The following is a 22359-nucleotide window of genomic DNA, read 5'->3' on the forward strand; positions in this document are numbered from 1 at the left end:
GGGGGCACAGGCCAGGGGGTAGCGACTGTTTAGCAAAAACACAGGGCTCTGCTAAGTCGGCTTCAAGACGACGTATAGGGCCTGACGCCTGCCCGGTGCCTGAAGGTTAAGTGGAGTGGTGCAAGCTGCGAAATGAAGCCCAGGTAAACGGCGGCCGTAACTATAACGGTCCTAAGGTAGCGAAATTCCTTGTCGGGTAAGTTCCGACCTGCACGAATGGCGTAACGACTTCCCCACTGTCTCCAGGAGATGCTCAGCGAAATTGAATTCTCCGTGAAGATGCGGAGTACCCGCGGTTAGACGGAAAGACCCCGTGCACCTTTACTGCAGCTTCAGAGTGGCATTAGGAAAGAACTGTGTAGCATAGGTGGGAGGCTTTGAAGCACTGGCGCCAGCCGGTGTGGAGCCATAGGTGAAATACCACCCTGTTGTTTTCTGATGTCTAACCTCGATCCATGAAACTGGATCAGGGACCCTCTGTGGCGGGTAGTTTGACTGGGGCGGTCGCCTCCTAAAGAGTAACGGAGGCGCGCGATGGTAGGCTCAGGACGGTTGGAAACCGTCTGCGAGAGTGCAATGGCATAAGCCTGCCTGACTGCGAGACTGACGAGTCGAGCAGAGACGAAAGTCGGTCATAGTGATCCGGTGGTCCCGAGTGGAAGGGCCATCGCTCAACGGATAAAAGGTACGCCGGGGATAACAGGCTGATGATTCCCAAGAGCTCATATCGACGGAATCGTTTGGCACCTCGATGTCGGCTCATCACATCCTGGGGCTGGAGCAGGTCCCAAGGGTTTGGCTGTTCGCCAATTAAAGTGGTACGTGAGCTGGGTTCAGAACGTCGTGAGACAGTTTGGTCCCTATCTGCCGTGGGCGTCGAAATTTGAGAGGAGTTGACCCTAGTACGAGAGGACCGGGTTGAACATACCTCTGGTGTACCTGTCGTCACGCCAGTGGCGCAGCAGGGTAGCTATGTATGGACGGGATAACCGCTGAAAGCATCTAAGCGGGAAGCCTCCCTCAAGATAAGATTTCATAGAGCCGTGGAAGACCACCACGTTGATAGATCGGATGTAGAAGCGCGGTAACGTGTGGAGCTAACCGATACTAATTGCTCTATTCGCACTTAAGAGTCCCACCATCAACGACAGTCCTGAATGGCCGAAGGCCGCAAGATTGTCCGCGAAGTGGATGATTGTAACAAAGTCCAAATTGCACGGGCATTCGATTGAAACCCAAATTCGACCCACGCCGGCTTCATTGCTTGGTGACCATGGCGTCAGTGACCCACCCGATCCCATCTCGAACTCGGCCGTGAAACCTGACAGCGCCGATGGTACTATGGCTCAAGCCCTGGAAGAGTAGGACGTCGCCAGGCATTGCAGCCGACGTGAGGACGAATACGGAAAAACCCATTCACAAAGTTAGAGGCCGGCAGAAATGCCGGCCTTTTGCTGTTTTCGCGGATCGCTTCGGCATCGCGACATTGGTGGCGCGGGATGGAGCAGCCCGGTAGCTCGTCAGGCTCATAACCTGAAGGTCGTAGGTTCAAATCCTACTCCCGCAACCAACAAAAGCCCGCTTTCCCGATGGGATGGCGGGCTTTTTGCTGCGGCGATTGGCCATGCACCCCTGCTATATCAGGCGTGCCGAGATGCCGCCGTCGACAAGCATTGCTGAGCCGGTCACAAAGCTCGCGCGGTCCGACAAAAGGAAGAGCGCCGCCTCGGCGATCTCGCTGGCGACGGCCATTCGCTTCACCGGATGAAGGTTCGCCACGAAAGCCATTATTTCGGCATCCCCTTCGCCGCCCATCGGCGTAATCGTACCACCGGGCAGCAAGGCATTCACGCGGATAGCGCTCGCGGCATGATCCGAAGCCAGCGATTTCACCAGCCCGATGAGTCCGGCCTTGGATGCGGCATAGGCGCTCATCCCCGGCAGGCCGCCATTGCTGTAGCCGACAAAGGAGGAGGTAAAGACGATCGATCCTTTGCCGCGATGCATCATCGCCGGAATTTGGGCTTTTGCCGCCAAGAACGCGCTCGTTAGGTTGGTAGCGAGTGTCTTGTGCCAGTTTGCGAGCGACATCTCGGTGACTGGCACCATGTCACCCACCATACCGGCGTTGTTGAAGGCGCCGTCCAGCCCGCCGAACTCATTTTCGGCGAGCTTGACCAGTGCTTCCGCATAGCCCTCATCCTCGACGTCGCCGGGCAAAACGGCCGCGACACCGCCTTGCTGACAAATTTGTGACGCGATCTCTTTCAGTTGTTCGGTACGGCGGGCGCCCAAAACCAGTCTAGCGCCCGCCCTGCCCAATGATTTGGCTGTCGCGGCGCCGATCCCGCTGCTGGCGCCCGTGATGATGATTGTCCGATTTTTGAGGTCCATGATGATGCTCCGCTTCTTAAGTGCGCCTGTCGTCTATTCGCGACCGCGACCTGCCGCTTCCCGGTTGTTGCGTTCAAAGCGTTGGTCTTGGGATTGGACCAATGGAAAAGGGCCCACCGGGGTGGCCGGTGAGCCCTTGGTTGCTTGGGGATGTGCGGACCGGTGCGACTGCGCCTGTAAGGCGCCCGGCCCCTTGGCTGCCTCCTAGGGCGCGAGGATCGCGACGGCGAGGTACAGCAGCAGCGGCAGGCCGAAGCCCAGAAGCGTCAAGGCCACAAAGCCGACGCGCGTCCACAAGACGTCGATGCCGAACTGGTCAGACATGCCGGCGCAGACGCCGAAGATCATCCCGTCGCGACGATTCTTGCGAAAACCCTGTTTCATTTCATTCCTTTCCATCCCGGCCCCTTCGGCATGCTCAGGGCCGGCGTTTTACGCGCTGCGTTGATCAGGCAACCAGGTTGCTGGGACCGGCAGCGGCGAGAAGCATGATCGAGCAATACAGCGAAGCAACGGCAGCGATCGCATAGCTCTTGAACGAGTCGACATTGAAATGGGCCATGATGTTTTCCTTCCTTGAACCTTCCATCCGGGCCATCCCGGTGGATGCCAACACTTATGCAGGGAGCGTGCCAATTTCATTCATTGGCTGTTAAGCGTGGTTTTTTGGGCTGAGACAGATTGTTTCAGCGCGAAAATTGCACTGTGATGGCGAAAAATCCCGTAAGTCGGAAAAATATCCGCGAAAGTTCCTGATCGGACGATGCGCTGTTGTTTGGTGGCGTTTGGGCGCGAGGGCGGGATCCCGACTTTCGCCGGTATGATGGTAGGGGGTGCGGTGCGGGCGGGAGTGGGCTGGCGCGGCCCGATGAGCTGCGGTAGGCGGCATATAGGATGACGCTGACCCGCCTTTCGCTGACCGATTTTCGCAATCATGCCGCCGCGGAGCTCGTCGCGGGGCGGGGGCTGGTTGCGCTGTACGGCGACAATGGCGCGGGCAAGACCAATATATTGGAGGCGATTTCGCTGCTCGCGCCGGGACGCGGGCTACGCCGCGCGGCGCTGGGCGAGATGGTGCGCGACGGCGCGAGCGGCGGCTTTGCGATATTCGCTGAAGTGCTCGCCGGTGACGACCTGCCGCCGGTATCGCTGGGCACGGGGATCGAGCCCGCGCATCCGGGACGGCGGATCGTGCGGATCAACAGCAGCCCGGCCGCCGCGGCGTCGCTCGGCGAATGGTTGGGGGTGCTGTGGCTGACCCCGGCGATGGATCGGCTGTTCGTCGAGACGGCGAGCAACCGGCGGCGCTTCCTCGACCGGCTGGTGCTGGCGCTCGACCCGCGACATGCGCAGCATAGCAACCGCTATGAGGCGGCGCTGCGCGCGCGCGGCAAGCTGTTGGCTGATCCTGCCCGCGCCGACCCGCAATGGCTGGCGAGCCTGGAGGCGCAGCTGGCCGAACATGGTGCGGCGCTGGATGCGGCGCGGCAGGCAACGCTGGCGGCGCTGTCTGCCGAACTGGCCGACCAGCCCGATGCGCCCTTTGCCCGCCCGCTGCTGACGTTGGTCGATAGCGACGGGGCGGTGCGCGCCGCCCCGCATGAGGCGGCGGCGTTGCAGGCCTTGTTTGCGGGGCGGCGGCGGATCGACGCGGCGGCGGGCCGCGCCACCGCGGGGCCGCACCGCGACGATCTGGTTGCGCTCCACGCCGCGACGGGACGGGCCGCGGCGCGCTGTTCGACCGGCGAGCAAAAGGCGATGCTGTTGTCGTTGGTCCTGGCGCATAGCGACTGCGTCGCGCGGACGCGCGGGCAGCGACCCGTGCTGTTGCTGGATGAGGTGGCGGCGCACCTCGACCCGCGACGCCGCGCGGCGCTCTATGCCCGGCTGGCGGAGCAGGGGGGGCAGGCGTGGCTGACCGGGACCGAGTCGGCATTGTTTGCCGACATGCCCGGACCGGTGATGCGATTCGCCATTAGTGCCGGGCGGATCGCCGTGGACTAGTACATCGTGCAAGTGCAATTGCGCCGATCTGGCGGTAATTTCAGATCGATGTATTTGATAGCGCATTGCAATATGCATGTAACGCGCTATGGATCCTGATTGTGGAACAATAGCGTAGCGTTAAGCGAGGTCGATCCACACAAGCTTTCCATCCAGGGAGTATGAAATGAATCTGTTCAAGAAGGCGGCGGTTAGCCTCGCTGCAACGTCAATGATCGCGGCGCCGGTCGCTGCATCGGCGGCGCAGGGCGTTCGCGCTGCTTCGGCCGTTGAAGGCCAGAGCGAGCTGGAAGGCGAAACCAGCTGGATCGTCATCGCGCTCGCCGCTGTCGGCATCATCGTCGGCATCGTGCTGCTGACCGATGGTGACGACGAACCGACGAGCCCGTAATCGGGTTTGCAATTCGACTTACAGGAGGGGCTGCGGACATTGTCCGTGGCCCTTTTTGCTGTGCCGATGGGAGGCCGCCTATAGCGGCGTGCGCATCGGCACCGGCCGCGTCAGACAATTTCGCGCACGACGTCCTGCGGGCGGCAAAGTCGGACCCCCTTGTCGGTCTGGACGATCGGGCGTTCGACATAGGCCGGGTTAGCGGCCATCGCGGCGATGATCGCGTCTTCGCTCGCGTCTTTCAGACCGCGTTCCTCGGCATCGGTGCCGCGCAGGCGCAGCGCATCGCGCGCGGCCAGACCCGCGTTGGCGAACAGCTGGCGCAGCTGGTCGGCAGCGTAGGGCCGCTTCAGATATTCGACGACCGTCAGCTCGATACCCGGCGTTTCCTGCAGGATCGCCAGCGTCTTGCGCGAGGTGCCGCAGGCGGGGTTGTGCCAGATGGTTGCTTTCATGAGGCAGCGTCCTAACGAGGCCTTTCGGGACCGTAAACCCGCTATTCATAGCATATATGGCACATTTGCCCGCATGACAGGGAACCAGCTGCTTGCCTTTCGCGGCGAACGCACGACTTATGCAAAGTCGAGGATCGCCAAAGGCGGCCAATGCGGGGTTGGGTAGCACGTGAGTAAATCGATCGATCGCAGGGCGATGCTGGCCGGGCTGGCCGGAGCGGGGGCGATGGCCGCGGTGCCGGTACGCGCGCAGCTCCCCGAATGGGTTCGCCAGCCGAGCGCGCCGATCACGCCGCCGGTCGATTATCTGGCGGTCGCGCGCAAGCAACTGGCGATGCAAAGCCGCCATATTCCCCAGACCGACCGCATCGGCATCGTCGATTTCGGCCTGCCGTCGGCGCGCCCGCGCTTTGCGCTGGTCGATATGGTCGCGGGCAAGATCGAGATGTTTCCGGTCACGCACGGCCGCGGATCCGATCCGCAGCATGATGGCTGGCTCAAAAGCTTTTCAAACCGCGTCGGCAGTCTGGCGACCTCGCGCGGCGCCTATCGCACCAGCGATTATTATTGGGGTGCCAACGGATCGTCGATGCGGCTCGCGGGGCTCGAACCCGACAACAACAATGCCGATGTTCGTGCGATCGTCGTCCATGGCGCGTGGTACGCCGACCCGTCGCTGATCGCGACGCAGGGCAAGCTCGGACGCAGCGAAGGCTGTTTCGTATTCGGCGAGGACCTGCTCCCGATGATCCTCTACAAGCTCGGGCCGGGGCGGCTGTTGTTCGCCGACCGGCTGAGCGAAGTGCCGCCGATGCCGGTGCCGTTCCAGCTGCCACCGGTCGCCGACAATATCCGCCGCGCGGGGTCGGTCAACGGGACGTTCCCGACAACGGCGGACTGATCAGCGCGACATCGGCTTTTCGGTGCGCGCGATCGGTCACGCCGCGCTCGTCACCCCAGCGAAGGCCGGGATCTGTTCGGTGCGACGAAAACCCGGCCTTCGCTGGGATGATCACGTTATGGGTGGCAAAGCTCACCTCCTAGCGGCCATTCGCGTCGCGATGGATTCTATGGCAGCCAGCCACTGCGCGGAGCTGTCATCTTGGCAAACTCCGAAGCGGTTGTCGGCTATTCCGCCAAGTCGTGGCAATTCACTAGCTTGCGCACCGCCCCATTGCGGGCACGCCACAAAATGTCGCCCTGATGTGGACGACCAAGCGGTCGGGCGCTCGCCCAAGGCCGCTCTAAGTCGCCATCAGGTCCCGCGCCGACACCTTGAGGCTTTGACGGCATGCCAGATACCCCACGAAACATACGGCTCCGACCATCGCGAGGATGATCGCGGCGACCCAAAGCATGTCGGGGTTGTACGTCAGGTCGAACTGCTCCTGATAGATCAGCAATCCGGCGCTCCACGTACCCGCGATGGCCCCAACGGCGGCGATCAGGGCGGTGACGCTCCAGTCGTAGAGGTTGAGCCGCAGGCAATCGCGCTCGCGCAGTCCCATGCTCATCAGCAGGCCGTTCTTCTGGCGATCGTCAGCGCTGAAGCCGCTGACCGACGCGGCGAGCACGAAGAGCGCGAGCAGCAGCACCATCGCGGCATAGCCCCCCGTCACCTTCGTCACGATCCCCAGCGTCTGGTCGAACCGCTCGGTCAGCTCCTGCAGCGGCACCAGCGACAGCGTCGGGTGCTGCTGCCACAGGCCAGCCAGCGCCTTCCATGCCGGTTCGGGCAATTCCATGCTGCCCATATAGCGGGTGGGAGCGTCGATTTGCGGCCTCGCCGATAGCGGTACCTGAAACCAGAAGGTGATCGACCCGGCACCTGGTCGATAGGCGTGGCTGGCGACCAGCGTGAAATCATGGCGTTCGCCGCCGATCTGGTAGGAGAGCGTGTCGCCATAGGCGAGGCCCATGTCGGTCATGACTTCGGGTTCGGCAGAGATTTGCCGCCAGTTGTCGGTACCGGCGGACCACCATTTGCCGCCGACGAGGCGATTGTTTCCGGGTATCGCATCGGTCCAGCTCAGCCGGATCGGATCCATGAGCGTCGCCAACGTGTCGCTGGGTTTGTCCATGTCCGCCAATGCCTTGCCGTTCACCGATACCAGCTGCGCCGACACAAAGGGACGCAAGGCTCGGATGCTGCTGCCCGTCGCTGCGGCCCAGTGACGGATCGCGTCGATCTGGTCGGACTGGGCTTCGGCGATCATGAGATTGCCGTCATGGCTGCGGCCATGGCTTTCCATCATGGTCCCGAGGTCGCGCATCAGCATCAGCGAAAACAGCAGCAGCAGGCCGCATAGCCCCAGACCCATCACCTGCGCCGATTTAGCGAACAGGCGCTGGCGCATCATGAAAAAGGCAAAGGGCAAGAGCCCCGCGCGGCGGCGGCCCCACGCATCCCCCAGCCGGATGACCGTCCACGTCAGCACCGCCATCAAGGCGAGCGCCGCGCCGACCGCGGTCAGCGTCATTCCGGTCAGCAACCAGTTATCCGAATAGGCCGCGGCGAGCAGCCCGACCGCGGCAATGTTCCAGACCAGCCGCTGCCAGACATGGCGGCCTTCGCCGGGGTTGCGAATGAGCGAGAGCAAGGATGCGCGCGACAGCTGGACAAAACTCGGCACCTGAAGCGCGAGCAGCAGCAGGAAGAACAGGCCGATGGTCTTCAGCGCCGGTGCGACATGCCATGCGGCCCGCAGCCCGGGGAAATAGCCTTGCAGTTCGGCGACGATCAGCGCGTAGGCCGATAATGCCAACGCGCTGGCGAAGGCGATCGACAGCAGAAAGCCCGCGAGCCATTCGCCCAGCGCCATCAGCATCGCGGTCCGGGTGCGGGTACCAAAGCTGGCATAGATCGCCAGCCGGTATCGCATTTTGGCAAGCCACCGGCGATTGGTCATGTCGAGCGCGACCGCGCCCATGAAGAACAGGATCACCGACGCCAGACCGAGGAAATTTTCGGTGCGCTGCCAGAAGCTGGCGAGCGGGTGCTGGCCGCCGAATTTCCGGATCACGCTGGCGCCGGGCAGCGCCTGCCGCGCCCAGGTTGCAATCGCCTGTTGCTGCTTTTCGTTGGCCGTGGCCAGATAGCGCAGGCGCCCCTTGCTGCTGCTGATCGACGTGGCGGCCAGGCTTTCGGCGTGCACCATCGCGCGCATCGCCACGCTATGACCCTCCATGATGCGGTCGGGTTCGTGGAACAGGATCGCGCCGAGCCGCAGGTCGGCGCCGCCGATGGTGAGGATGTCGCCCACGTTCGCCCGCAGCTTTATGGCGAGCCGCGAATCGATCCAGATCTCGCCGACCTTCGGCCCGCGGTCGACAGCGCGCTGGGTCGCGACCGGCGTGTCGCCGATCTGCAGATCGCCCTGCATCGGGTAGGCATCGTCGACCAGCTTGAGCTGAACGCGCGCCCATTCATCCTTGTGCGTGAGGGTGATCTCGGTGAGCTGGGTGACCGACAGGCCCGTCGCGATCGATCGGAACGTCGCTTCGTCGCGCTCGGTCAGCGGCGAATGGGTTTCCACCACCAGGTCAGACCCGAGCATCTGATCGAGATTGTCCGACAGATAGCGCTGGATCGACGCGCTGGTCAGCGTTAGCGTCATCAGGAAAACCAGCAGCGCCGTCTGGGTCGCCATGCTGATGCGCCCGTCGCCGCTCCTGAGGTCGCGCCAGCTGTTTTCGAGCATCAGTTGGAGCCTGCTCATGCCGCGGACTTCAACTGGCCGCTGTCCAGCAGCAAAACGGTGTCGGCCCGTTTGGCCATCGCGTGGCTATGGGTCACGATGATCAGGCCGCACCGGGTTTCCCGGGCGCAATCGAACATCAGCGCGGCGACGCTTTCGGAGGTGTGGACGTCGAGATTGCCGGTGGGCTCATCGGCGAAGATGAACCGCGGCCCGGTCACGAAGGCGCGGGCCACCGCAATGCGTTGCTGCTCACCGCCGCTCAATTGATGCGGCCGGTGCCGGGCACGATCTTTCAGTCCCACTTTTTCCAGCCAGTTGGCGGCGATGTCGAACGCATGGCGGTTTCCCTTCAGGCGAAGGGGCAGCGCCAGATTGCCGATCGCATCGAGCTCCGGCATCAGATGGAACTGCTGGAAAATGAAACCGGAATTGGCACGCATCGTCAGCGCGTCCACTGCAACCCCGTCGATGGTGAAACGGACAGCGCCGCCCGCCGGAATTTCCAGACCCGCCGCGATCGCCAGCAGGCTGGACTTTCCAGCCCCCGAAGGGCCGATGATCGCCAGCGTTTCATCCGCACGGATCGTGTAGGAAAGGTCGCGGAAAAGCTCGATCCGTTCAATGGCGGTATCGAAATGATGGCTGATCCTGTCGAGTGCGATCGTGTCCGGCATAATCTGCTCCTGTCGCCGCGCAGACCTGCACCAAGGCAGGTCACGCGAAGCTAAAGGGGCGCTCGTAGCGCTGCGAATATCAAACGGACGTCAAACAGAAAGCAGGCAAGCCTTCGCCAAGGGAACAGCGCCTGCGGCGCTCCCGATTTTCAGGGTGACGAGACTGCGACCGGCCCAATCGCTCGCGCTCAGGTGGCGAAGAGTTGCCCCATATCCGCAAACGCCTTGAATTCGAGCGCGTTGCCCGCGGGGTCGAGAAAGAACATCGTCGACTGCTCGCCCGGCTGCCCGGCAAAGCGGGTGTGCGGTTCGATGACAAAGGTCACGTCATGCGCGATCAGCCGGTCGGCGAGCGCCTGCCATTTTGCGGGGGGCAGGACGACGCCGAAATGCGGCACCGGCACCGCATGGCCGTCGACCGGATTATGCCCCGCGACCGCCTCGCGCCGATCGACGCGGTGCGCGACGATCTGGTGACCATACAGGTTGAAGTCGATCCAGTCGGCGTCGCTGCGGCCTTCGGGGCAACCGAGGACGGTGCCGTAAAAATGGCGCGCGGCGTCCAGATCGTCGACGGGAAAGGCGATGTGAAAGGGGGCGAGGTCGGTCATAAACCCCATGTGCCGCAGCCGCGCGCAATTTGCCAGCGCGGGACTTGGGCCGACGCCCCGAACATGCTAGGCGCGCGGCCATGCTGACAATCAACGGAATCACTGTACGCCTTGGCGGGCGCGCCATCCTCGAACGCGCCACCGCAAGCCTGCCGGCGAAAAGCCGCGTCGGGCTGATCGGGCGCAATGGCGCCGGCAAATCGACGCTGATGAAGGTGATGATCGGTCAGCTCGAAGCCGACGAGGGTAGCATCGACATGCCGCGCAAGACGCGCGTCGGCTATATTGCGCAGGAAGCGCCGAGCGGTACCGCGACGCCGTTCGACACCGTGCTCGCCGCGGATATCGAACGCGCCGAACTGCTCGCGGCATCGGAGACCGAGCAGGATCCAGACAAGCTCGGCGACATCCATGAACGATTGATCGCGATCGATGCCTATACGGCGCCCGCGCGCGCCGCGCGCATCCTGATCGGGCTGGGGTTCGACGAGGCGATGCAGGCGCAGCCGCTCGACAGCTTCTCGGGCGGGTGGAAGATGCGCGTCGCGCTTGCCGCGCTACTCTTCTCCGAACCCGATCTGCTGCTGCTCGACGAACCGTCGAACCACCTCGATCTCGAAGCGACGCTGTGGCTTGAAAATTTCCTCCGGGCCTATCCGGGGCAGCTGGTGGTGATCAGCCACGAACGCGACCTGCTCAACAATGTCGTCGACAATATCCTGCATCTCGAGGGCGGCAAGGTCACGCTCTATGCGGGCGGTTATGACGCATTCGAGCGCCAGCGCGCCGAACGCGCCGCGCAGCTGGCGGCGGCGAAGGCGTCGCAGGATGCCCAGCGCGCGAAGCTGCAGGATTATGTCGCGCGCAACAGTGCCCGCGCCTCGACCGCCAAACAGGCGCAGTCGCGCGCGAAGCTGCTGGCCAAGATGCAGCCGATCGCTGCGCTCGCCGAGGATCAGACGCTGGCCTTCGATTTCCCGAGCCCCGACGAGCTGAAACCGCCGCTGATCACGCTCGACCTCGCCAGCGTCGGTTATGCCGACAAGCCGGTGCTTCAGCGGCTTAATCTGCGCATCGATCCCGACGACCGCATTGCCCTGCTCGGCCGCAACGGCAACGGCAAGACGACGCTCGCACGCCTGCTCGCGGCACAGCTCACCCCGATGGCGGGCGCGATGGCGGCGTCGGGCAAGATGCGCGTCGGTTACTTCACCCAATATCAGGTCGAAGAACTCGACGGCAGCGACACCCCGCTCGCGCATATGACGCGGGTGATGGAGGGCAAGACGCAGGCGGCGATCCGCGCCCAGCTCGGCCGCTTCGGTTTTTCGGGCAACAAGGCGACGACCGAGGTCAAGAAGCTGTCGGGCGGCGAACGCGCGCGGCTCGCGCTGGCGCTGATCACCCGCGACGCGCCGCACCTATTGATCCTCGACGAACCGACCAACCACCTCGACGTCGATGCGCGCGAGGCGCTGGTCCAGGCCTTGAACGGCTTTGACGGCGCGGTGGTGCTGGTCAGCCACGACCGGCATATGCTCGAACTCACCGCCGACCGGCTGGTCCTGGTCGACGACGGCACCGCGCGGGAATATTCGGGCAGCATGGACGATTATGTCGACCTGATCCTGGGCAAGGGGCCGTCCAAGGACAAGGTGTCGAAAACCGACAAGAAGGAAGACCGCAAGGCCGCCGCTGCGGCGCGCGAAGCGGCGGCGAAAATCCGCAAGCAGGTATCCGATGCCGAGGCTGATCTCGCGAAATATCAGGTCATCCTCTCCGCCATCGACCGCGCGATGTTCGACCCGGCGGGCGCCGCGAACGAATATAAAGGCCTGACGATGAGCGAGTTGTCGCAGCGCCGCGGCAAGATCGTCGCCGCGCAGGAAGCCGCCGAGGCACGCTGGATCGCGGCGGGCGAAGCGCTGGAGGCGTTTGAGGGGGCGGCCTAGGCTTGCGGCAAGTCGACGAACCCGCGAGGATGCCGCTCGAATCGCGTGAGGGAACAGAATGATGTTGCTTTCGGCCACGCTGCTGCTGCTGAACAATCCGGTCGCCACCGCGACGTCTCCGGTGGCGGCTCGGCCGCGCCCTATCCAGTGCAGCGACGATTGTATTTCGCCCGTCGAGGCGGTCACCTTTGCGTCCTATCTGGCCCCAAAGGCGGGGATCGCCGGGACGTTCCGGATGGAGGTAAAGGCGGTCGGTGAGCAGAAGGGCTTCTACTACCTCAATTCCGAAGCCGATTATCGCGACCGCAATTGCCTGACCATCGCCATGCCGGCGGCGGTAATGGCCGAATTGGCCGGTGGCCAAGGGCTGGCAGCGGCGGAAAAGCGCTTCACGGGCCAAACCGTGCTGGTCCGCGGCGTCGCGCAGCGCGTGAAGATCGGCTTCTTCGGCGACGACGGAAAGCCGACCGACAAATATTACTATCAGGTCCAGGTACGGATCGGGCAGGCCGAGCAGCTTTCAGTAACGCGGGCTGGCCTGTCGGATGACCGGTCCTTGGCGCAGCCTTCCGGAGCCGTTCGCAGCGGACCTTGACTCATCGCGTGGGGTCAGCGACATTAGTTTCAGTTGAAACTAGATGGGAATCGATCATGGCCGACCTGTTTGACAATCCACTGGGTCTCGACGGTTTTGAATTCGTCGAATTCTCCGCACCCGAAAAAGGCGTCCTCGAACCCGTTTTCCAGGCGATGGGCTTTACCCAGATCGCGCATCACCGCTCAAAGGATGTCCAGCTGTGGCGCCAGGGCGGCATCAACCTGATCGCCAATTACGAACCCAAATCGCCCGCCGCCTATTTCGCCGCCGAACATGGCCCGTCGGCGTGCGGCATGGGCTGGCGTGTCCGCGACGCCGCCAAAGCCTATGCCGAAGCGATCGAACGCGGCGCCGAGCCGGTCGAAACAACCCCGGGCCCGATGGAACTGCGCCTCCCCGCGATCCGCGGCATCGGCGGCTCGATCATCTATCTGATCGACCGTTATGGCGACGACCTCAGCATCTACGACATCGACTTCGTTTATGAGGAGGGGGTTGATCGCCACCCCGTCGGCGCGGGCATGCAGCTGATCGATCACCTGACCCACAATGTCTACGGCGGCCGCATGGCGCATTGGGCGGCATTCTATGAACGCATCGCGGGCTTCCGCGAGATCCGCTATTTCGACATCAAGGGCGAATATACCGGGCTGACGTCGAAAGCGATGACCGCCCCCGACGGCAAGATCCGCATCCCGCTGAATGAAGAAGGCGCCGGCGGCGGTGGCCAGATCGAGGAATATCTGCGCGCCTACAACGGCGAGGGCATCCAGCATATCGCGTTCAGCTGCGACGATCTTTATGCCGCGTGGGACAAGCTGAAAGCGCTCGGCAACCCTTTCGCCCCGGCGCCGCCCGCAACCTATTACGAGATGCTCGCCGATCGCCTGCCCGGCCATGGCGAGCCGGTCGAAGAACTCCAGGCGCGCGGTATCCTGCTCGATGGCTCGACCGAAGACGGCGACCCGCGCCTGCTGCTCCAGATTTTCGGTCAGACGGTGATCGGCCCGGTGTTCTTCGAATTCATCCAGCGCAAGAAGGATGAAGGGTTCGGCGAGGGCAATTTCACCGCCTTGTTCAAATCGATGGAAATGGACCAGATCCGCCGCGGCGCGCTGGAAATCAAAGAACCCGCTTGATTTATTTGCCGTAGCCCTGAGCCTGTCGAAGGGTGCCTATCGTCGATAAGCGCCCTTCGACAGGCTCAGGGCTACGGTGAAAGGCGAGCGCAGCACAAATGGAGTTGGGTAAAATGATCAGTCAGTCTCCGATCAAACTGGGCGGCGTCCACCACGCCGCCTATCGCTGCAAGGATGCGAAAGAGACGGTCGAGTGGTACGAATGCATGCTCGGCATGACCTACACCACTGCCTTTGCCGAGGATCATGTCCCGTCGACCGGCGAATATGATCCGTACATGCACGTCTTCCTCGACGCGGGGAACGGCAACATCCTCGCTTTCTTCGAGCTGCCCAACCAGCCCGACATGGGCCGCGACGAGAATACCCCGGCGTGGGTCCAGCATCTGGCGTTCAAGGTCGGCAGCTATGACGAATTGGTGGCGGCCAAGGCGCATCTGGAAAGCGAAGGCGTCGACGTGCTCGGCCCGACGCACCACGGCATCTTCAAGTCGATCTATTTCTTCGATCCCAACGGTCACCGCGTGGAACTGGCGTGCGATATCGGCACCGACGAACAATATGCCGAACTCAAGCGCGTCGCGCCGCTGATGCTCGAGGAATGGAGTCAGACCAAGAAAGCGCCGCGACACGCCGACTGGCTGCACACCGCCGCGAACGAATAAGTCGACCTCCCTCACCGTTCGTGTCGAGCGAAGTCGAGATACGTGAAGGCGCACACAAACGCGGCGTGTCTCGACTTCGCTCGACACGAACGGAGTATTTGAGCGCCGCGCTAGCTGCGCTAGCCGTGGCTCGTTCACCCCGCGCTCAAAACGTCCGCGAAAAGCTGACCAGATCGGCGTCGGGGTCGCCGTCGCCGCAGATCAGCCCGCGTAGCATCTGTGCGGCCATCATCGAAAAGGTGATGCCGTTGCCGCCATAGCCCATCGCGGCATAGCAGTTCGGCATCCGCGGGATGCGACCAATTGTCGGCGTCCCGGTCTCGCTGTCGCCAAAACTGCCCGCCCAGGCATGCACCGGCGTCGGATCGATCATCGGCAGCAGCGCGCCAAGTTTACGCGACAAGGTCGCGGTCTTCGCGGCAATCTTGGCGTCGCGTTCGTCCGCATCGCTGATCTCCTCGTCCTCACCGCCGCAGATGACTTCGCCTGCCGGGGTGGTGCGGATATAGAGATAGGGGTCGGCCGCCTCCCAGATCATCGCCGCGGTCGGCCAGATCGCGCGCGGCTGCGCTTTGGTCGCGATCGACCAGCTCGAGATGATCTTGTTCCCCTTGCGCGGGATGCCCTTCATCATCTCATAGCCCGTCGCGACGATCATCGTGTCGGCGCGGATTTTGCGACCGTCGACGCTATGGAGCGTCACACCGCTCTCGCTTGGCGCAATCTCGCTTATGTCCACCGGGCTATAGATCCGCGCGCCGCGACCGATCGCCACATTCAGATAGCCTGCTGCCAGCCGGCGCGGATCCGCCGAATAATTGCCGAAGCCGATGATCGCATGACGCCCCTTGATGCCGTACCGATCGAACACCGCGGCGGCTTTCAGCAGCTCGATTTCGAACCCCGCGCGCCGCCGCGCCTCGGCTTCGCGCGCTAGACCATCGGCGTCGAGGACATTGCCGTGCAGATAGATCGACCCGCGCGTCGCGGCATCGACCTTCAGCCCCAGCCGCTCGGTCCGCTCGCGCAGCGCGTCGACCGACTGGCGCGATCGGCGCCAAAGCCGCTCGGCGCGATCGCGCCCGATCTGCTGGGACAGCAGCGACAGCGGGGTATCGATTTCATATTGCAGCATCGCGGTGGAAGCTGCGGTCGATCCGTCCAGCGGCGCGCGACGATCGACGACGACAACCTGCAAGCCCGCCTCCGACAGCGTTTCGGCGATCAGCGCGCCCGAAATCCCGGCGCCGATGATCACGGCGTCGCAGCCGATGTCGCGGGTGAGGGGCTGGATCGGAACGGTCGGGCGCCGCCGCGCCGACCAGATCGACTGGCCGGTGCGCAGATCGCGATGGTGGGTGACCGAGGCCTGTTTCGCGCGCGGGGGAGGCTTTGTCATGGAATGCTCCGTGCCGCGACCGAGGCGACACGCCCCTAATTCCCGACGCGCGGTTGAGTTGCACGGCGCGTTGCCTTAACGGCGCTGGATGCTTTCCCACGTCGCGCCGCTGCACGCGTCAGCGCTCTTGTCGCCGTCGCCCGAAAGCAACCCGACCACGACAAAGCCGCCGATGACCAGCGCGACGAATGCGGTCGTCACCATGCCGAGATATTTCTCGATGAATGCCTTGATCGGCGCGCCGAAGATGCGGAACAGGATGCCGACGGCCATGAAGATCATGCCGCGCCCGACGATGCTCGCCCCGATGAAGGTCGCGAGGTCCATGGCAGTAAAGCCCGCGGTCAGCGTCATCAGCTTGAACGGGATCGGCGTGGCGCCCGCGATGATGATCGCCTCCGCGTCATATTGGTTGAGGAAGCACAACGCGACGGGGAATTTCTCGGTCAGTCCCAGCGCGCCGAGCAACCACAAGCCGATGCTTTCATAGAGGAAATAGCCGATGGCGTAGCCGAACAGCCCGCCGAGTACCGATCCGATGGTGCAGATTGCGGCATAGCGCACCGCGCGCTTGGGATCGGCGAGGCACATCAGCCCCAGCACCGGATGCGGCGGGATGGGGAAGAAGCTCGATTCGACGAAGGCGATGGCGAACAGCCACCATTGGGCATGGCTGTGCGACGCCTTGGCGATCGTCCAGTTGTAGAGATGGGCGAGCAGGCTGCGCGCAGTGGGGCGCGCCGTCGGGTCGATCTGAATAGCCATTTATGCGCCTCTCGATCAGTGCCGGAAGTGGCGCATGCCGGTGAAAACCATCGCGAGCCCCGCTGCGTTCGCCGCGGCGATCACCTCATCATCGCGGATCGACCCGCCCGGCTGGATCACGCATGTCGCGCCGGCCTCGACCGCTGCCAGCAAGCCGTCGGCAAAGGGGAAAAAGGCGTCGCTTGCGACCGCGCTGCCGACGGTACGCGGCTCGGCCCAGCCATGGCTTTCCGCCGCCTCGCGCGCCTTCACTGCGGCGATGCGCGCGCTGTCGCGGCGGTTCATCTGTCCCGCACCGATGCCCGCGGTCGACCCGCCCTTGGCATAGACGATCGCGTTCGATTTCACATGCTTGGCGATCGTCCAAGCGAACAGCGCGTCGGTGAGTTCCTCGTCGGTCGGCGCGCGGTCGGTGACGACCTTCAATTCGTCGCGACTGATCCGGCCATTGTCGCGGCTCTGCGCCAGCCAGCCGCCGGTGATCCCCTTCAGCATCAGCCCGCCGCGCGATGGATCGGGCAACTCGCCGGTGAGCAGCAGGCGGAGGTTCTTCTTCTTTGCGAACACCGCGCGCGCGTCGGCATCGGCGTCGGGCGCGCAGACTACTTCGGTGAAAATGCCGCTGATCAGTTCGGCCGTCGCACCGTCAAGCGGCCGGTTGACCGCGATGATCCCGCCGAACGCCGACACATCGTCGCATTTCAGCGCCGCATCATAGGCTTCGGCGATCGTCGCTGCGCTCGCGACCCCGCACGGGTTGGCGTGCTTGACGATGACGCAGGTCGGATCGGCGTCGCGGAATTCGGCGACGAGTTCGAGCGCCGCGTCGGCGTCGTTGATATTATTGTACGAAAGCTCCTTGCCCTGCACCTGTTCGGCGCCGGCAATCCCGCGCGGCCCGGGCACCGCCGGAATATAGAGCGCCGCCTTCTGGTGCGGATTTTCGCCGTAGCGCAATTCGCTGGCGAGCTTCGCGGTCAGCGGCAGCGTGTCGGGGAAAGTCTTGCCCTGATCGACGATCGCGAACCAGCGCGCGATGGCGCTGTCGTAGCTTGCGGTGTGGGCAAAGGCGGTCGCGGCAAGGCGCTTGCGCAGCGCGAGCGTGGTCGCACCGCCATTGGCGTCCAACTCTTTGATCACCGCGGCATAATCTTCAGGCTCGGTGACGATGCCGACGAATGCGTGGTTCTTCGCCGATGAGCGCACCATCGCGGGGCCGCCGATGTCGATATTCTCGATGACGGTGTCGCGATCGGCGCCCGACGCGACCGTCTGAAGGAAGGGGTAAAGGTTGACGACCACCAGATCGATCGCACCGATGCCATGTTCCTCCATCGACGCGACATGCGCGGCGTCGTCGCGCACCGCGAGGATGCCGCCGTGCACGGTCGGGTGCAGCGTCTTGACCCGGCCGTCCATCATCTCGGGGAAACCGGTGAGCTCCGCCACGTCGAGCACATTATGCCCGGCCTCGCGCAGCGCCTTCGCGGTGCCGCCGGTCGATACCAGCTCGACGCCATGCTTGACGAGCGCGGCGGCAAGCTCGGCGAGCCCCGCCTTGTCGCTGACGGACAAGAGGGCGCGGCGGACGGGAATCAGGTCGGTCATGGAAAGGGCGGCCTTTGCAGGAAGGGAAAGACGCGGCTCCCCTAGGCGCGAAGGGCGGTCAGGGCAAGTGCGACCACCGGTTAACGGGCCGTGTGCTCCCGCGAAGGCGGGAGCACATCATCTGTGCGTGCGACCTTGAACCGGCCGGAGATGGGTCAGTATCGGGTTGAACATGCCCCGCATGTTCAAGGATCGTCCGGGGGACGACCCGACCCGATGCTCCTTCGCGGGGACACTGAATTTTTCAAGCAGCGAAGGCTACAGCCCCAGCGCCGCCGCGATCTGGTCCCAGCGTACCAGCTTGAAATTCTGGGCACGCGGCTCGTTGTGCCCGTCCTGTGCGAGGAAAAGCCCGTCCGGGAAAGCGGCGCCAAAATTGCCCGCGGCTGCCTCGATCCCGTCGGTCTCGCTCACGGCGCCGAAGGGGCCTGCGGCGACCGCGAAACGCCCGGCATAGTCCATCGACGGCAGCTTGAAGACCGCAAAGGCGTTGTCGCCCTGGCTCGACACGAGCAGGTAGCGCTGCCCCTTGTGGTCGATCGTCGCCAGTCCCTCGACATCGGCGACGAGGCGCTGGTTGTCGACCGGCGCGACCATCGTCGCAGTCGCCGCCTTGCCGTTCGGCTCGAGCCGCCACACACCGGCATCTTCCTCCCCGACATAGAGCGTGTCGCCGTCGAAAACACAGCCTTCGGACTGGGTCGGGATCTTGTGCTCCCACTCGACCGTGAAGGTCGGCGTGCCGTTCACCGCCAGCGTGCCGACGCGCACCGTGCCATCCTTGACGATCAGCGCGGCGGTGATCGGCGCGCCCGGCGCGGTCCGTTTCAGGCAGAGGCCATAGGCTTCGCCGCTGCCCGCCGCGGCGCGGCCCAGCGGGGTGATCGCGGGCTTGTCGGCGTCGAGGCGGAATAGCGCGAGATGCGCGCTCACCCCGTCGTTGCGGTCGCTCGCGACGATGATGTCGCCGACGACATCGACATTGTTGACGAGACCCGCCTGCGTGAAGGCGATGTCCTTGCCGCTGAGGTCATAGATGTGCAGCCCCGCCTTCTTGTCGGTCGCGACGATCAGCGCGCGGTTCGGGTTGGCGGGGTCGACCCACACCGCCGGGTCGTCGGCGGCGTCGGCGCGGCCGGTTCCGACCGGCGCGGTCTCGGCGCTCGCGGCCACCTGCACTGGCGGCAGACCCATGATCGCGGGCTGGTTCGCCGCGCATCCGGCGAGCGCGATCGCAAAAGCGAACGAAGACAAAAGCTTCGCATGATGGATGGCCGACATCGTCTTTCCCCTGATTGCGGACGCGCCGTAGCGCGGTTGGCCGCGCCCCGTTCCAGCAAAGTCACGCTGCGTCAATCCCACAATATTTCCGTCACTTAACGGTCATGCAAACGTCATGATGCTCGTCGCAAACTGTCACAGGACCACCCTAGAGGCCCGGCAACCACAAAGGGGGCTCGACCAACATGATTCGTATTTTCAGCCTGCATTCCGCCGCAGCGCTTGCGCTCGCAACCGCCATGATCGCTGCGCCCGCCGCCGCGCAGGACGCGCAGGATATGGCGCCGATCCAGAATGCCGACGGCACGATCACCACGTCGCAGGACATCGTCGTGCTGGGCAGCATCGGGTACCGCAACCGCAGCGAGGATCAGGCCGAACCCGTGCTGTCCTATGACAGCGAATTTTTCCAGCGGTTCGAACCGCTGACCGCGGGCGACGCGCTGAAGCGCGTGCCGTCGGTGACCTTCCTGTCCGACGTGATCGAAAGCGACGGGGCGCGGCTGCGCGGCCTGCCACCCGGCTACACCCAGATATTGATCAACGGCGAAAAAGTGCCGGGATCGAACGCCGACCGCAGCTTTTTCCTCGATCGCATCCCCGCCGAGCTGATCGACCGTGTCGAAATCGTCCGCTCGTCGTCGGCGCGCCGCACCGGCGACGCGGTTGCGGGGACGCTCAACATCAAGCTGCGCGACGGCTATGAACTCGACGGCGGGTACCTGCGCGCCGGCGGGCTCTATTATGACGACAAGGAACTCGAACCCAGCATCGGCGGCGTGTTTGGCGGTGCGCTCGGGCCGGGACGCTTCCTGATCGGCGCCAATTTCCAGGGGCGGCACAACCCCAAGAAGAAATTCTCGCTGCGCTACGACGACTCGCCCGAGAATAATCCGAACTTCGCGGTCGACGACTTCAACAACCGCGAAGACCAGGTCGATACGCGCGACGGCAAGGATTATTCGTTCAACGCGACCTACGACATCAAGGGCGATACGACCGATTTCTCGCTGAACGGCTTTTACGTCCACACCGATCGCACCGAAACCGAGCGCAGCTTTGAATATAATCACCCGACCAACATCAACGGCCCGATCCGCGCGACGCCGCCGGGCAATCTGACCGTCGACAATGCCAATGTCGCGACGATCGACCAGGACAATTACAGCATCAACGGCAAGCTCGCGCACCGCTGGTCGGCGGGCGAAACGAGCCTGAAGGTCGGTTACGCCTATTTCGACGAAGATCGGTTCGAAACCGAATATGAGGTCGAATTCGACCGCGCGCTGCCGCGCTTTACCGGCGACCAGACGCTGACCGGCATCACCGACAAGGAATTTTCGGTGCGGCTGGAACATGAAATTGCGCTCGGCGAGGGTACCAAGCTGCTCGTCGGCGGCCTGTGGCAGGACAAGGATCGCGCGACCGCGATCACCGAAGCGCCGCGCGATCGCTACAATCTGACCGCCGCCAACCGGCAGGGTTATGACCAGTTCGCCCGCAACCCGACCGAATTTGTTCGTCCGTTCGGCGCTTTCATCCCGGCGGTCGGCGGGATCAACATGATCGAGGAAAAACGGCTCGACGGTTTCGTTCTGATCGAAGGCGACATGCCCGGCGTGAAGTGGGAGGCGGGCGTTCGCTACGAAACCACCGACCTCACCATCGTCGATCTGACTCCGCCCGCGACCCGTATCGACAATGACTATGAAAAGCTGCTCCCCTCGGCATCGGTCAAGATCGACGTCGGCGCCCGCGGCCGCGTCACCGCATCGATCGCGCGCACCAGCCGCCGTCCCGAATTCAACTTCATTTCGCCGGCGCGGCTTGATGCCGAGCTCGGCGACAATGACCTGCTCGGTAATCCCTTGCTCGATCCCGAAACCGCATGGGGCGCCGACCTGGGCTTCGAACAGCGCCTTGGCCGCGCCGGCATCGCCGGGGTCAACGTCTTTTATCGCAAGGTGAACGACCTCATCGAGCTGACCAACACCGGCGTCACCGGGTCGGAAGGTGCGGGCACCTTTGTGTACCAGCCGCGGAATATCGGTGACGGCAAGGTGTGGGGGATCGAATTTGACCTGTCGACCGATCTTGGCTTCGTCGGCCTGCCCGACACCGGGGTGTTCGGCAATATCTCGTGGCTCGACAGCAAGATCATCGACGAATTCGGCAAGCGCCGCTTCAACGGCCAGAGCGAATATGTTTATAATTTCGGGGTGATCCAGGACATTCCGTCGGTCGGCGCGGCGTTCGGCGCCACCTATCGCAAACAGGGCGCAGCGTTCGACCGCACCGTCGGTGAAGAGGTCTTCACCAGCTATGGCGCCGATCTCGAGATCTTCGTTGAAAAGCGCTTCGGCAAGAGCTTCACGATCCGCGCGGTGGGATCGAACCTGCTCAACGGCGCCAAGCGCGAGCGGTTCAACAAGTTCACCACGATCGAGGATCAGAACGATCGCAGTTTCGACGAATATGAGCTCGAAAGCGAAAAGGCCGGTCCGGTGTTCCAGCTGATGGCGCGCTACGCTTTCTAACGCTTCGGTGACCGGCGCTCAGTCCCTGGGGCGCCGGTTGCTGGTCAATCCTCCCTGTCGCGAAGCGATGGGGAGGTGGCAGCGGCGAAGCCGCTGACGGAGGGGCAAGGACGCGAGGTCGCTGCCCCTCCACCATCCTTCGGATGGTCCCCCTCCTCACCGCTTCGCGGCAGGGAGGATCTGTC

18 protein-coding genes, 1 tRNA gene and 2 rRNA genes (1 of these 21 cut by a window edge) are annotated in these 22359 nt (G+C 63.6%); 11 read left to right on the forward strand and 10 right to left on the reverse strand.

All coding sequences use genetic code 11. The features are described from left to right. From SPYCW_RS00615 to SPYCW_RS00625, 3 genes are all read left to right on the forward strand, one after another. Positions 1-1130: ribosomal RNA gene (locus SPYCW_RS00615) — 23S ribosomal RNA — on the forward strand; it begins 1661 nt to the left of the window's first position. Between the two features lie 133 nt (positions 1131-1263). Next, a 5S ribosomal RNA gene (gene rrf / locus SPYCW_RS00620) occupies positions 1264-1378 on the forward strand. Between the two features lie 115 nt (positions 1379-1493). Then, a tRNA-Met gene (locus tag SPYCW_RS00625) sits at positions 1494-1570 on the forward strand. Positions 1571-1635: 65 nt separating this feature from the next. On the opposite strand, the gene SPYCW_RS00630 is transcribed toward SPYCW_RS00625, so the two are convergent. Further along, positions 1636-2394: an SDR family oxidoreductase gene (locus SPYCW_RS00630; RefSeq protein WP_120215156.1), complete on the reverse strand. Its 759-nt coding sequence runs from the start codon at positions 2392-2394 to the stop codon at positions 1636-1638. A 204-nt stretch (positions 2395-2598) separates the two neighbouring features. Continuing rightward, complete coding sequence (locus SPYCW_RS00635) at positions 2599-2778, reverse strand: PspC domain-containing protein (RefSeq protein WP_039580111.1); 180 nt, start codon at positions 2776-2778, stop codon at positions 2599-2601. Between the two features lie 510 nt (positions 2779-3288). Here SPYCW_RS00635 and recF point away from each other — a divergent pair. Together recF and SPYCW_RS00645 are read left to right on the forward strand one after the other, a co-directional pair. Then, on the forward strand, positions 3289-4398 hold the full coding sequence (gene recF / locus SPYCW_RS00640; protein WP_120215157.1) for a DNA replication/repair protein RecF: 1110 nt from the start codon (positions 3289-3291) through the stop codon (positions 4396-4398). 166 nt (positions 4399-4564) lie between these two features. Beyond that, entirely contained in the window at positions 4565-4789 is a 225-nt protein-coding gene (locus SPYCW_RS00645) for a hypothetical protein (RefSeq protein WP_120215159.1), read from the forward strand. A 110-nt stretch (positions 4790-4899) separates the two neighbouring features. On the opposite strand, the gene arsC is transcribed toward SPYCW_RS00645, so the two are convergent. Then, complete coding sequence (gene arsC / locus SPYCW_RS00650) at positions 4900-5244, reverse strand: arsenate reductase (glutaredoxin) (protein WP_120215161.1); 345 nt, start codon at positions 5242-5244, stop codon at positions 4900-4902. Positions 5245-5413: 169 nt separating this feature from the next. On the opposite strand from arsC, the gene SPYCW_RS00655 reads away from it, so the two are divergent. After that, entirely contained in the window at positions 5414-6145 is a 732-nt protein-coding gene (locus tag SPYCW_RS00655) for a murein L,D-transpeptidase catalytic domain family protein (RefSeq protein ID WP_120215162.1), read from the forward strand. Positions 6146-6488: 343 nt separating this feature from the next. Here the strand turns inward: SPYCW_RS00655 and SPYCW_RS00660 are convergent, their stop codons facing one another. The 3 genes from SPYCW_RS00660 to SPYCW_RS00670 all read right to left on the reverse strand — a co-directional run bounded on the left by SPYCW_RS00660 (position 6489) and on the right by SPYCW_RS00670 (position 10230). After that, complete coding sequence (locus SPYCW_RS00660; protein WP_120215165.1) at positions 6489-8963, reverse strand: ABC transporter permease; 2475 nt, start codon at positions 8961-8963, stop codon at positions 6489-6491. Next, on the reverse strand, positions 8960-9619 hold the full coding sequence (locus SPYCW_RS00665) for an ABC transporter ATP-binding protein (RefSeq protein WP_120215166.1): 660 nt from the start codon (positions 9617-9619) through the stop codon (positions 8960-8962). Before SPYCW_RS00665 ends, SPYCW_RS00660 begins: the two co-directional genes overlap by 4 nt. Positions 9620-9807: 188 nt before the next feature. Next, the gene (locus SPYCW_RS00670) at positions 9808-10230 is read right to left on the reverse strand and encodes a VOC family protein (RefSeq protein WP_120218020.1); all 423 of its coding nucleotides are present in this window, start codon (positions 10228-10230) and stop codon (positions 9808-9810) included. Positions 10231-10310: 80 nt separating this feature from the next. Between SPYCW_RS00670 and SPYCW_RS00675 the strand changes: the two genes are divergently transcribed. From SPYCW_RS00675 to SPYCW_RS00690, 4 genes are all read left to right on the forward strand, one after another. After that, the gene (locus SPYCW_RS00675) at positions 10311-12182 is read left to right on the forward strand and encodes an ABC-F family ATP-binding cassette domain-containing protein (RefSeq protein WP_120215168.1); all 1872 of its coding nucleotides are present in this window, start codon (positions 10311-10313) and stop codon (positions 12180-12182) included. Between the two features lie 58 nt (positions 12183-12240). Next, a complete protein-coding gene (locus SPYCW_RS00680) occupies positions 12241-12777 on the forward strand; it encodes a hypothetical protein (RefSeq protein WP_120215170.1) in 537 nt (178 codons plus the stop codon). Positions 12778-12833: 56 nt separating this feature from the next. Next, the gene (hppD, locus tag SPYCW_RS00685; protein WP_120215171.1) at positions 12834-13919 is read left to right on the forward strand and encodes a 4-hydroxyphenylpyruvate dioxygenase; all 1086 of its coding nucleotides are present in this window, start codon (positions 12834-12836) and stop codon (positions 13917-13919) included. 113 nt (positions 13920-14032) lie between these two features. After that, a complete protein-coding gene (locus tag SPYCW_RS00690) occupies positions 14033-14584 on the forward strand; it encodes a VOC family protein (protein WP_120215172.1) in 552 nt (183 codons plus the stop codon). 145 nt (positions 14585-14729) lie between these two features. Here SPYCW_RS00690 and SPYCW_RS00695 read toward each other — a convergent pair whose 3' ends face one another. The 4 genes from SPYCW_RS00695 to SPYCW_RS00710 form a co-directional block, all read right to left on the reverse strand. Next, positions 14730-15983, reverse strand: coding sequence for an NAD(P)/FAD-dependent oxidoreductase (locus SPYCW_RS00695; protein WP_120215174.1), 1254 nt, complete (start codon positions 15981-15983; stop codon positions 14730-14732). A gap of 75 nt (positions 15984-16058) precedes the next feature. Continuing rightward, complete coding sequence (locus tag SPYCW_RS00700) at positions 16059-16703, reverse strand: YqaA family protein (RefSeq protein WP_120218021.1); 645 nt, start codon at positions 16701-16703, stop codon at positions 16059-16061. A gap of 60 nt (positions 16704-16763) precedes the next feature. Beyond that, the gene (gene purH, locus SPYCW_RS00705; protein WP_120215175.1) at positions 16764-18356 is read right to left on the reverse strand and encodes a bifunctional phosphoribosylaminoimidazolecarboxamide formyltransferase/IMP cyclohydrolase; all 1593 of its coding nucleotides are present in this window, start codon (positions 18354-18356) and stop codon (positions 16764-16766) included. 258 nt (positions 18357-18614) lie between these two features. Continuing rightward, a complete protein-coding gene (locus SPYCW_RS00710; RefSeq protein ID WP_120215176.1) occupies positions 18615-19637 on the reverse strand; it encodes a phytase in 1023 nt (340 codons plus the stop codon). Between the two features lie 185 nt (positions 19638-19822). On the opposite strand from SPYCW_RS00710, the gene SPYCW_RS00715 reads away from it, so the two are divergent. Beyond that, the gene (locus tag SPYCW_RS00715) at positions 19823-22174 is read left to right on the forward strand and encodes a TonB-dependent receptor plug domain-containing protein (protein ID WP_120215179.1); all 2352 of its coding nucleotides are present in this window, start codon (positions 19823-19825) and stop codon (positions 22172-22174) included. Positions 22175-22359: the final 185 nt, after the last annotated feature.

The organism is Sphingopyxis sp. EG6, from assembly GCF_003609815.1.
Lineage (GTDB): Bacteria > Pseudomonadota > Alphaproteobacteria > Sphingomonadales > Sphingomonadaceae > Sphingopyxis.